Annotated in this window: 9 protein-coding genes and 1 tRNA gene; 3 read left to right on the forward strand and 7 right to left on the reverse strand. The window is 31.2% G+C overall.

All coding sequences use genetic code 11. From position 1 onward, the window contains the following. Positions 1-9: 9 nt before the first annotated feature. Together AC6EI2_RS07195 and AC6EI2_RS07200 are read right to left on the reverse strand one after the other, a co-directional pair. On the reverse strand, positions 10-3633 hold the full coding sequence (locus tag AC6EI2_RS07195; RefSeq protein WP_498461671.1) for a glycosyltransferase: 3624 nt from the start codon (positions 3631-3633) through the stop codon (positions 10-12). Continuing rightward, on the reverse strand, positions 3630-4847 hold the full coding sequence (locus AC6EI2_RS07200; protein ID WP_498461672.1) for a class I SAM-dependent methyltransferase: 1218 nt from the start codon (positions 4845-4847) through the stop codon (positions 3630-3632). Before AC6EI2_RS07200 ends, AC6EI2_RS07195 begins: the two co-directional genes overlap by 4 nt. 229 nt (positions 4848-5076) lie before the next feature. Between AC6EI2_RS07200 and AC6EI2_RS07205 the strand changes: the two genes are divergently transcribed. Further along, entirely contained in the window at positions 5077-5541 is a 465-nt protein-coding gene (locus AC6EI2_RS07205) for a GNAT family N-acetyltransferase (RefSeq protein WP_498461673.1), read from the forward strand. 29 nt (positions 5542-5570) lie between these two features. Here the strand turns inward: AC6EI2_RS07205 and AC6EI2_RS07210 are convergent, their stop codons facing one another. From AC6EI2_RS07210 to psbZ, 4 genes are all read right to left on the reverse strand, one after another. Further along, on the reverse strand, positions 5571-7064 hold the full coding sequence (locus tag AC6EI2_RS07210; RefSeq protein WP_498461674.1) for a glycosyltransferase: 1494 nt from the start codon (positions 7062-7064) through the stop codon (positions 5571-5573). A gap of 305 nt (positions 7065-7369) precedes the next feature. Then, positions 7370-7441 (reverse strand) — tRNA-Gly (locus AC6EI2_RS07215). Between the two features lie 83 nt (positions 7442-7524). Continuing rightward, entirely contained in the window at positions 7525-8001 is a 477-nt protein-coding gene (ribH, locus tag AC6EI2_RS07220) for a 6,7-dimethyl-8-ribityllumazine synthase (RefSeq protein ID WP_498461675.1), read from the reverse strand. A 106-nt stretch (positions 8002-8107) separates the two neighbouring features. Next, positions 8108-8353, reverse strand: coding sequence for a photosystem II reaction center protein PsbZ (gene psbZ, locus AC6EI2_RS07225; RefSeq protein ID WP_498461676.1), 246 nt, complete (start codon positions 8351-8353; stop codon positions 8108-8110). A gap of 122 nt (positions 8354-8475) precedes the next feature. Here psbZ and mutS point away from each other — a divergent pair, with 122 nt between their 5' ends. Beyond that, positions 8476-11226, forward strand: a complete 2751-nt coding sequence (gene mutS / locus AC6EI2_RS07230) for a DNA mismatch repair protein MutS (protein ID WP_498461677.1) — start codon at positions 8476-8478, stop codon at positions 11224-11226. Positions 11227-11290: 64 nt separating this feature from the next. Here mutS and AC6EI2_RS07235 read toward each other — a convergent pair whose 3' ends face one another. After that, positions 11291-11923 carry a precorrin-8X methylmutase gene (locus AC6EI2_RS07235; RefSeq protein ID WP_498461678.1) on the reverse strand — a complete coding sequence of 211 codons (633 nt, stop codon included), beginning with the start codon at positions 11921-11923 and terminating at the stop codon, positions 11291-11293. 57 nt (positions 11924-11980) lie between these two features. On the opposite strand from AC6EI2_RS07235, the gene holA reads away from it, so the two are divergent. After that, positions 11981-13009, forward strand: a complete 1029-nt coding sequence (gene holA / locus AC6EI2_RS07240; RefSeq protein ID WP_498461679.1) for a DNA polymerase III subunit delta — start codon at positions 11981-11983, stop codon at positions 13007-13009. Positions 13010-13015: the final 6 nt, after the last annotated feature.

Genomic DNA, 13015 nt, shown 5'->3' on the forward strand with positions numbered 1-13015 from the left:
TATATTAATCTAACAATTGACTTCAAGACTATTTATTAAACCCTGCAACCTATATCCTAATTTTTCAAAAGAATGCTGATTCCTCCATTCTTTTTCAAGATCTGTCATAGGTTTTCCAAGAAAATTAATAACCCAATTTTTAAGTCCTTTAGCAATTAATGAAGGTGTCGTGCCAGGTAGCTTATAAACAACAGGTAAAACATCATCAAATATAGCTAAAGGTGTTACTGCTACAGGTGTAAATGATGAGATAGCTTGTCTTACTGCTCCGCTGGCTGATTCATTGGTGAACTGATATGGAAAGACTACCAAATCAGTACTAGAAAGTTTTGTTAATGTTTCTTTATCACTCATAAAAGCAGTATTAATTGTCACATATTGTTTGAGATTTTGATTGTCTATAAAATCAACAAGTTGATTATAAACGGATACGGATGCTGGATTATCATATAAAGCTGTATAGAGAGATAGTCTACATTGAAAACCATCTTTAATTAAAATATTAATTGCTTTAATTAATTCTAAAAAACCTTTATTAGGCAAGCAGAAACCATATGATGAGAAATGAATATTGCTTTTTGAACTTTTTGATTTTTTATAGACTCTATTCCCTACATTAAAGTCTAATAAGCCATGTGGAAACAATGTAACATTATCAACTAGTCCTATTTCCTTTAAACGATTTAAATCTGCAGGAGTATGAACTAATAATCTTTGACATAAAGATAAATCATCTTTGATACAAGATATTTTTTTAGTATCATCAGATTCGGGGTCTTTTGTTGAATGTAGAAAAATAATTATCTTAATATTTTTTAAATTAATTTTCCTTATAAACTTAGATAAATTAGTAAATTCAAAAAAACCATAATTAAATTGTAAAACTATTGAAGTGATATTATTAGATATAATTTCATCAAACAATGCCTGTAAATTATCATCTCCGATATTCCAACATCTAACAACTTTATCTTGACGTTCAAGATTAATTCTATTAGCAAATATAAGATAATTGCTTTTAATTTCTGACAATAAATGTTCAGAATAAGTAGCAATGCCACATCTTGTTCCCCAAGTGGATATCCAGCCAAGCTTAGATGAGTGGTCAACAAAACTATTACTTAAATTTTTCACGAAATTTAAATTTTCTTCCGCTACTTTTTTCCATGTATATTGAGAAATTGACTCTTTGGCAGACTCAATCTTAGAAAGCCTTTTTTCATTACTTAAAGAATAGACTTCTTTCATAAGTTTCGCTAAATGATCAACGGAAGGTCTAGCCCAAACTGATGAAAATAAACCCAAATGGGAATTAGAATATTCAAAAGTAAAATCAACTAAAAAAGAATTTTTAGCATTACAAAAGTCTGTCTGACCACCCCATCCTGTAGTAATGACAGGAAGACCAACTCTCATGGCTTCTGCTACGGTTAAATTAAAACCTTCTCCATAACTTGGAGCTACAAGTGCGTTACTGGATAGGTAAAGCGACTTTATTTCAGAAGGAGATAAATCTTGCTCTAAAATTAAAACTTCAGGTGTACTGGAGTAAACTTTTTTAAGATTATTGAGAATTTTATAAATATTATTGTGCGGATTTCTAAAAGTTTTTATGATCATAATCACATCATCTTTAGCGTTAAATTTTTGAAAATATGCTGCGAGCAAACATTCAATACCCTTCCTTGCAAAACATGATGAAATATGCAAAAAAGTGAACTTATTTTTATCAATTATATTAGAAGTTGTACCATCAATATTATCTATATGATCAACTCCAAGACCACAAACAGAAATCGGAACATTCACTCCATTATCTATAAGAATTTTTTTAACTTCGCATGACATTACAGTCATGCCTGTTAAGTAAGTATTAAAATTTCTTACCCATGATTGTGGAAACATTGATTCCTCCCAACCATAAGCATGCAGTAAATTAATTACGCCTTTGGAGTCATGAACTCTTGGTGGATATAAATTTCTAGTACATATGAACAATCCTTTATTAACCTCTTTTGATTTATAAAAGAGGTTTTTAATTATTTTATTTTTTTCCAAAAAAATAGAATCTGGTTCATAATCGCCTGGGCCTTCTGTAGAATATAGTAAAACATTTTGCCCTAAATCATACATTGCTAGAGCATAATTTTTATTTAAGATAGCTAAACTATAAGTAGTATCAAATGGACCCTCAATACGCCATGTATATTTATTTTCTATTTTTTCCTGCCTAATAAATTCTATTTTATTCGCTTGCTTATTAATAATTGATATAGCCGAAGAAAAAAGCTTTAATAATTCGAGATTCAACTTGCTTTTCTCTTTAATTAATGGACTTCGCAATAAATTTAACCTTAAGATATTATATTGTGTAGAAATTAAAGACTTAATATCATGATTATTATTTTTCGAAGACCGATTTACTCTAAGTACAATTTCCTTTAGTGAGTTTATAGTTTTATCAGATGTATTCTTCCATGAAAAAAATTTTTTTCTTAATTCAGAATTTTTACATAGAGACTGATAGAAACTATTATCAGTAAGACATTTGTTCATTAAGCATGAGATATCTTTTGCATTATATGGATCAAAAAGAAAGCTCTGGTTGCCAATAATCTCTGGCAAACTGGTGAGGTTAGAAGCAATAACAGGTGCGCCACAATTCATTGCCTCTAAAACTGGCAAACCAAATCCTTCATGCAATGAAGGAAACACAAATAAATAACAATTACTATATAAATGTGCAAGTTGAGTGTCGGTTACATATCCAAGAAATACAACATATTCAGGAGATAGACCAAAATTAATTATCCATTCCTTAATGAGTAATATTTCTTCCTCTGTATAAGGACCAGTTAAAACTAATTTGTGCTTAAATATTATTTCTAAAGGGAGTAATGAATAAGCTTCTATTAATCGATATAAATTCTTCCTGGGATCAGTGGCACCACAATATAATAAAAATCTTCCTAAATCTTTTCTATCAAAATCAGGATTAGAAAGTTGGAGCGAAAATTTTTGTTCGTTGCAGGCCGATGAAATATTATAGATAAATTTAGGGTTTATTTCTAAATACTTACAAGCTTCTTCTAAAGATGATTTCGAAATAGTAAAGAGTCCATCTAAGCTTGATAATTCTTTAATTTTTTCGAGATAAAAAAGCTTATATTCTGGATCAGTACTTAAATACTGTTCACTATGAATTAAAGGTATCAAATCATAGATAATTGATACCACAGGAGGTAATTTATAATCACCACTAAGACTTACTAGACTATTATCTCTAAATCCATCAAAAAAGCTTGTGATTAATATAACATCGGCATCAATGACTGATAATGCATAACTTCTTAATTGTATTGATAACCAAAGCATTGAATATTTCCCAACATAAATGTCATTAATATCACCAACTGTTGGACAATTAAAGTAAGTTAAATTAAATTTTTGATTATTAAATTCTTCAGAGAAATCATTTCTCAAATCAGATAATCCAGCATTAGCAAATAAGATATATTCATTTTCTGGATAAAAGTTTATCAAAGATTTTGTCAAATCCAAGCAATATCTACCTATTCCCCTTTTACGATTTCCATCCCTTTGTAATCCTTGTAAATCAAGTACAATTTTCATAATTTAGAGCAATTATTAAAATCCTCAAAAATTTCCTTAGAATCTTCAGAGGAATCATAGTAAGTCTCCAAATATCTAGCATAATCTGAGACTAATAAAGAGTCTTCCTTGCTCTTTTTACTTCTTTTTACAAATTGATATTGATAAATTCGGTAGCCAAGATTATCAATAATTTTTTCTATATATCTAAGAATATAAAAGAAATATTGAATTTTATATATTCTTTTAGTAATAGCAATATAGAATTTACTCTTGTTAAGAGAACTAATTAAAATTTTGATTGAGGTTTTTAATCGAACCTTGGCAGCAAACATCAATCTTCTTAACCTTTTAATTGTCTTAAAAAGAATAGGTAAAAAGCTCTTATCATAAAGACTATTATAATATTGTAATTGTCTTTCTAGAGCTATAATCTGTTTTCGCATTAAGAAAATAGACTCATCATATTGAGCGTATCGATTCCTTGAATAATTATCAAAATCTATAGCTGCCTCTATCGAAGTGATTCCTAACCTCATATCTCTTTTTATAAAGTTAATATTTTCAAAAATTGAATTATCTAAAAGATTAGACTTAGATGCTATTAATACAAGATCTTGAGCAACTCCATTTAATACTCTTGTTAATGCATCAGCCTCAGAATTTTGTAATGGTCCGCCATTAATAAAATAATATTTTAGATTAGTAAAGCCAGTTCTTTTAATCATAAAAGCCAATAGATCAGGATGAATTGGATTGATATGAGTAGGATCAATATGAAAAGATTTGGCAGAAACCATAAGATTATCTATGCTAGGTGTTTCAAGAATAAGAAATCCGTCAGACTTCAAAATTCTTTTAGCTTTAATCAGAAGTTCTTTAATATTTTCATGATTCATATGCTCAATCACATGAAAAGCACTGACTATAGAGAAACTATCTTCACAAAATTGATCTAACAATGTTAATGCGTCTCCTTGTTGAATATTTAGATTTAATTTTTTACAATCATTGACCATCTTAGGATCTATCTCTAGACCTATAGATTTAAAACCCTTTGCATTGCATTTTTGAATCCATTCACCTCTACCAGATCCTATATCCAAAAGAGAAGGATCATTATCTACAGTCAAAATATAATCTATTAAACCATCGTAATTAGAAAGAAGATTCATTATTTGTTCTCGACTTCCACGAAAATTATTTTCGAATTCTGTATAAAAATCTGAATCCATAATTTTTAATTAATTTAATTTAGAAGCTAAAATTCATACTAGTTTCTGACCATTAAAGATAATCCCATACGAAAGATTATTTACTCATGTTACTATTTAAAGGTTAGGAATACGCTTGATCCCAAAGCAAATATTTAAACCTTTGAAATCATTATTCTTTTGTTGGAAATATAAAAATGAATCCTTGCAGAAGTAAGATTAAAAAAATCGAGATCTTAAATAATTTTTAATGAGCGTAATATCTCTAATCAAGCATGCAACAACGGCCCCTGGGCTACGATTACTGGGAATTGGTCCTAAGCTTACGCCAACAAATGGGTTAGAAAAACTCCAATCTTTTCTCAATGAAAACACTTTTTGGGCTAGGGGTAGAAATAAAAAACAGCTCTGTCAAATGCTCACTAATAGTTCCGTTATAGTCAGCCTATGGGATAATTATCAATTAATAGGATTTGGCCGAGCAACAAGTGATCTTGTCTTCAGAGCCGTGCTTTGGGATATAGTTATTGCTTCAGATCGTCAAGGCCTAGGATTTGGGAAGTTAATAATCGATGCAATATTAACCGATAAAAAAATCAAGTCTGTTGAAAAAATCTACTTAATGACAACTAACTGTTCAGAGTTTTATAAACAATTAGGATTTAAATTAAACATTAAGCAGTCATTGATGGTAATAAATAAAAACAAATATTAATTTTTATAATTAATCAGTTAATAGATCTTTCAAGTAACCAAATCAATAATACTTTTCTCAAAAATTTCTTTCAAGCCATTAAAACAATAGCGATAATTCAAAATACGATCTTTGATTTCATCTTCCATGCATAAGTCTAAAGTATTTAATAATTTCAATTCATAAATCCATTTATCCACATTAGATAGGTCGAGTAATCGAAAATCCTGATTTTGATTAACAAGGTTTGAAATTTCCCGATGAGAAGGTAAATCACTTGCTAAAACTCTAAGCCCCAATGATGCAGCATCCAAAACTGGTATCCCAAAACCTTCTACGCAAGACGGAGAAACAAATGCATAAGAATTCAAAAATAGCCAAGCCTTTTCTGCTTCATCTACATAGTCTAATAATCTAATATGAGGTTGATTTGCACACATTCTCTTTATCTCTAAACCATATTTATCATTATGTATTTTACCAGCCACACATAAATCAAAACCTTTGCTAGCAAGTTCACTACTTTGAAATATATTTATTAAAAAATGTAGATTTTTTCTTGGTACAACTGAGGAATTAAATAAAATATATTTTTTACTGATACCTCTTAGGTTTTTTACTTGACTAGCTAATTGTAACTTATTTATATTTAATGAAGGCATTGGATAAATTATATTACTCTCATCTTTTGAACACTTTTTTTCAAGTAGTAAACATATTTTATCTCTAGAAGCCTTTGAAATAAAACAATTTTTAGTTTTCATTGCATCTTTCAAGCGATTATAAAAATCAAAAGGATGATCCGGATGTTTTGAGAAGGAAAGAGGTATAAAATCCATAATAAGCTGTAAACAACTTAGACTATTTTTATCCTTAGTTCTTACCGTAATACTCAATGGACAGGATGTGACTAACAAGTCTATATTTAACTTTCTTAAGTCAATAATTGGAGATTTAAATAATAACCTTTTACTTCTTAAAGTAGTAAAATTATAAATATCTTTAACAGATAAAAAACCTGATATTTTCGAAAGATAGTCTACTCTTTCTTGACCAAAATAAGGAGTATTCTGAAAGTTAGATAGCTTAATTAATCGTCCTGAAAATTTACCTCTATTCAGGTAAAATCTAAATACAGAAAATAGCAAATTAAGGCTAACTTTTGATTCGTTTTTAAATCTTATAAACTTATTTATTACTCTAGTTATTAAATCTTCATCTTGATCTTGATTTTTCTTCTTTTTTATTTTTGTAAATTGACTTAATGGATCACAGAATTGATCCAGAATATCTGCGCAGTCAACTTCTATAACCGACTTTGGGCTCATTGCAAGTTTCATTAAAGGATTTAAGCGTCGACCATAAAATCCAGTTAATAAATAAACTTCTGCTCCCAGATCAGATAAAGATGTTATTAAACCTTTTGATAAATATGCAATTCCACGATGCTCGTCCTGTTCTAGATCAATAGCTGTTACAGCGACTCGCATTTGGGACAAAGGCTTTTCTTTTGAATAAATAGAATCAGCCAATTCAATACCCATGAATAATTTACTTTATTATTTTATTTGTTATAAGCAATTTATCATTAATTAATTAGAATATTAAACTTGAATAGACTCAGAAATATGAAACATAAGGAAGGTGTAATGACAAACACTGGAAAATAAAAAGTAGAAATTTTATATTTTTAATATTAATTGTAAAAATCTTACATCCATTGGTGCTGGATGATTAGATCAAGCTAATTGTATCTATTTAAAGATCAGATCAAAAAACAAATTCAAATTTAGGCTCTCTCTAAGAAAAACTCTGGTGTTAATAAAAATGGATTTTTAGTTAAGCATGAAGCGGATGAAGAGATTCGAACTCTCGACATTCTCCTTGGCAAGGAGATGCTCTACCACTGAGCTACATCCGCATTAGACCCTCAATCATGTTACCAATTAATAGGCCATAGTTTAAGAAAGATAATCAATTGATTTCTTTTCATTTAAAAATTGTTTAACCAACCACTTTCATTAATGAACCCATTTCAAGTGCTTGCAATGCATAGCTCCACCCTAAATTATTCTTAATTCCCGCTCTCTCCAAAGCCTGTTGCATAGTATCAGTTGTCAAAACTCCAAAAACGATAGGAATTCCTGTTTCCCTAGAGACAGTTGCAATTCCTTTACTTGCCTCAGAAACAACTACATCAAAATGAGGAGTATCTCCCCTGATCACTGCACCTAAAGTAATTAGAACATCATATTTCCCTGTACGAGCGAGTCCTTGAGAAACAATTGGGAGTTCAAAAGAACCAGGGACCCATGCAATATCTAATTGTGAGCTTGATTCTGCTACATCAATGCCATGCCTGGATAAACAATCAAGACAACCGCTTAAAAGTTTATTTGTAATTAAATCATTAAATCGAGCAATCACTATTGCTGCGCGCAAAGATGATGAATTTTCGAAGGTACCTTCTAAAGTCGCCATTTTTTAAGGCCTTACTTACTTACTAACAGTAACCTCCAGAGAGGAAATTTAAAACATTTCAACAAAATAACTCTGAATATATGCAATTTTCAATTGCAAAAAGTCTCTAAACACTCATCTGATGTGTTATGTACTCACCTACCAATGCTTGTAGAAGAACCAAGTGGAACCATACACCAGCAAGTATTTCTATCTTTTTAATATTTGGATTTCTATTGTCCTCTGGGTTTGTTTGGGTCATGTAGAAAACAGGTACTCCAATTACCAAAAGTAATGAAGAAAATAAAAGTGCGTTCGCGACGATGGAATTAATAGCCAGCATGAGGGAGAAATCTGAAGAAGAATTACTCAATTCCAATAATTCTCCCACGTAAGTGTGATTTGATGAACCACCTCTTAATATTTGTAGCGAGGCTTCACATGCAAAAAAAATTAATTCTTCTAATATGCGTTGATGAAACAGTAACTAATTAAATGGCTGCCAGCCCAAATCCTATGCAAGGCAGCCTTTTTAAAGGGGAAGATAAACCCTTTCCATCAAACGCTGAAAAGAATAATTCTCTCAAGATCTCAAACGATAATCTAGACAATGAACAACTTAAGGATGACGCTCAATCAAGACCACGCGCCGGAAAAACGAAGACACAAAAAAAACAACTTAAAAATTTTGATGGGTTATTGGTTCCAGAAATTGAAGAAACCAAATGGTCGCATCACAGCTTACCCAAAATCGATGATCTCACTCCTGCACTAAAACATTATGTAGAACTAAAAATAGAAAATCCGGACAGAATTCTATTATATAGGCTTGGTGATTTCTTTGAATGTTTTTTTGAGGATGCCATCAGACTGTCTGAACTTTTAGAACTGACTCTGACCAGCAAAGAGGGAGGTAAAAAGATTGGTCGGATTCCAATGGCTGGCATACCGCATCATGCTTCTGATAGATATTGCTCTCAACTAATAAAGAAAGGTTTATCAGTTGCCATTTGCGACCAACTGGAGGCTGCCCCATCAAAGGGGAATAAATTAATCAAAAGAGGTATTACAAGATTAATCACTCCTGGGACGATTCTAGAAGAGGGAATGCTTAGCGCAAAGAAAAATAATTGGCTGGCTTCAGTTTTCATTGACTCTCATTCGAATACCGAATTTATTCAATGGTCCCTTACAAAAGTAGATGTCAGCACGGGTGAACTTGTTGTCCAGGAAGGAGAAGAAATTAATATTTTAAGACAAGAATTAATCAAATTAGAAGCAGCTGAGGTGATCTCAGAAAAAAATACAATAAGTAGAGGGCAATGGTACACGAGATCAATGAAAATATCCGAGTTCAATCAAACTTCATTTACAGAATTAGAGTCTGAAAGAGCAATATTAAACTATTATTCTTTAAATAATATTGAAGGACTGGGTTTAGCCTCTCATTCTCTTTCAATTAGAAGTTTAGGGGGACTAATTGCATACCTAAATAAAACACATCCCAATCTAAGTAGTCATAATGAACATTCAGTAAAAACTCATATATCCTTAGATTATCCACATATCAAAAACGATAATGCTGGTTTAATTATAGATAATCAAACAAGAAGAAATCTAGAGATTGTCTCAACTCAAAGAGGAGGACAATTTCAAGGATCTTTATTATGGGCAATAGATAAGACCTTAACTGGGATGGGAGGCAGATGTATCAGAAGATGGCTTGAAGAACCTCTAACAAATGTAAATGAAATAAAGAACAGACAAGAAATAATTTCTTTACTAGTTAAATCGCCCTCCATAAGAAAAAATCTTCGAAAAATACTCAAATCGATGGGAGACCTTGAACGGCTCTCAGGACGAGCAAGTGCACAACAAGCAGGTGCAAGAGAACTCGTAGCAATAGCAGAAGGCATTAATCGTTTACCATTGCTCGCAAAAAATCTGAATAACGAAATTTTTGAAGAATCTAAATACTTCTCATCTATTATAAATTTAGACAAAAATTTAATAGAAATTGCATCAAAGATAAATAATGAGATCATTGAAAATCCTCCACTAAGTCTTACAGAAGGTGGTCTATTCTATGATGGTATAAACCTCATTCTTGATGGACTTAGAAATCAACTTGATGATCAAAATTCATGGTTAAGGGCTCAAGAAATTAAAGAAAAAGAAATAAGTAAAATAAATAATTTAAAATTACAATATCATCGATCCTTTGGATATTTTTTAGCAGTCAGTAAAGCAAAGTCAACTAATGTTCCAGATCACTGGATCAGAAGACAAACTCTTACTAATGAAGAAAGATTTGTAACACCCGAATTAAAAGAAAGGGAAGGGAAAATATTCCAAATAAAAGCTCGTATATCACAGCTAGAATATGATTTATTTTGTGAACTTCGACTTCTTGTTGGAGAAAGAGCAAAAAGCATTAGAAAAGCTGCCAAAGCAATTTCATATTTAGATGTTTTGACTGGTTTAGCAGAGCTTGCTGCTACAAATAATTATGTTCAACCGAATATCGTTGACAATACAAATTCTAAAAAGTCAAGGAAGCTATCAATTTTAGAGGGCCGACATCCAGTTGTTGAGCAAATTCTTGTTGATAAAATTTTCGTACCTAATGATATCAATCTTGGATCAAAAATCGATTTAATTATTCTCTCTGGACCAAATGCTAGCGGCAAAAGTTGTTATTTAAGGCAAATAGGTCTGCTACAAATTATGGCACAAATTGGTAGCTGGATCCCAGCAAAATCATGCACAATTGGAATTGCAGACCAAATTTTCACCCGTGTTGGAGCAGTAGATGATTTAGCAGCAGGTCAATCTACTTTCATGGTTGAGATGATAGAAACGGCTTTTATTCTTAATAAAGCAACAGAAAAATCATTAGTCTTATTAGATGAAATTGGTCGAGGAACATCAACTTTTGATGGCTTATCTATTGCTTGGTCAGTAAGCGAATTTCTGGCAAAAAAGATAAAAAGTCGTTCAATTTTTGCGACTCATTATCATGAATTAAATCAAATTTCCGAATTCAATGAAAATGTAGAGAATTTTCAAGTCCTTGTGAAACACGATAAGAATTCACTTACTTTTCTTCACAAGGTTGCCAAAGGCGGTTCGATTAAAAGTTATGGAATTGAAGCCGCTAGACTGGCAGGAGTTCCAAAAGAAGTCATAAATAATGCTCGAAAAATCTTAAGCGATCTTGAAGACAATAGCTTTAACAAAATATAGATAATCCAAAAGAATAAAAATTTACGGGTAGTTACTCAGGAATTCAAAAATTTACATAACAACACTAATAATCAGCAGCTCTCAGCAAAGCATTAACTGTTGCTGCCGCAAGAGATGCCCCTCCCTTAGAGCCCTCTAAAACTATATGTGAACAATCACTTTTCAATAATCTATTTTTACACTCGGAAACTCCTATAAACCCTACTGGCATTCCAATAATTAAACTTGGTCTTTTACTACCTTCCTCAATTAAATCTAATAAAGTCATCAATGCTGTGGGTGCACTACCAATTAGAACGATTGGTGCTTCCAAGTATTCTTCTGTTTTTTCTATGTCTAACCACATTTTTCGCATTCCCATTGAACTTCTAGTTTTCGACGGTGAATCAATAAATTCAGGAGCCATTTCTAAAATACATTTAACATTTGAATTTAATGTTCTTTTAGCAACCGGAGAAACAGCTGCTTCTGCCATATAAGTATCAGTCAAAATATTGGCTCCTTTTTTTAGAGAATTAATAGCATTTTCACAAGCATTCGAGCTAAACCTCAAACAGCTCTGCATTCCAAGATCACCGCTTGAATGAATAATTCGTTCTAAGACCGATTGCTGTAGTTTATTAAGCCCGGTATATCCGATTTGAGATCTAATATATTGAACGCTTTTAAGAAAAATTGGATGTTCCGGAGTTTTCACTGCTTAAGTTCCTAGGCTAATTTAAGATCAGATCTTTTTAAAACATATCTCTAAGTAATGCCAATACATCTAATTTGGGGAGACGATTATGAGGCCAGTAACAGGGAAATAGAAGAAATAATTCAAAAAGTTGTTGATCCAGCATGGAAAAATTTTAATCATAGTCAAATAGATGGGAATGATCCAAAGCAAAATCTTCGAGCGCTGGAAGAGATAAAAAGTCCTCCTTTAGGAGGCGGAGGAAGAATTGTACTAGTCAGAAGAAGTCCTTTTTGTAACGGATGTTCCATTGAGCTTGCTAATAAGCTTGAACAAGTCATTGCATTAATTCCTAATAATACACATCTGATTTTAAATAATTCAAACAAACCTGATAAAAGACTTAAAACAACTAAATTAATACAGAAAACTATACAATCGAATTCTTTATCTAATGAAAAAAGCTTTATTCTTCCACAGCCATGGGATATCAATGGGCAGCGGAAGCTAGTTAAGAATATTTTATATAGATTGAATTTAAGAATGAATAATAAAACAATTGACTTGACGATAGAAAGTATAGGTAATGATAGCTCATTAATTAATACTGAGCTTCAAAAATTATCATTATTAGCAGAAGCAATGAATAAAAATTCAAATATCAATGAAACTCAAGAAATCACAGAGGATATAGTCAAAAAGATAATTCAAAATAATTCAACTAATGCTTTAGAAATTGCTAATTTTTTACTAAAAGAAGAGAGAATAATAGCTCTAAATAAAATTCAATCCTTGCTTAAAAATGGAGAACCAGCATTAAGGTTAATTTCAACCTTGACTGGTCAAGCAAGAGGATGGCTATGGGTACACCTATTAGATGCCCAAGGACATCATGACGTCAAAGAAATAGCAAAACTTGCTGGGATTGCCAATCCAAAACGTATTTTTGTAATCCGAAAACAAATTCAAGGCAAATCATTGAAATCGTTACTTGATTTGATGAAAAAACTTTTAAAAATTGAAGTTTCAATAAAATCAGGAAGCAATCCAATCAATTCTTTTAAAGATAATCTGCTAACAGAAAGTATATTTGTGACTAATAACTGAAATAAT

The organism is Prochlorococcus sp. MIT2302 (genome assembly GCF_059772385.1).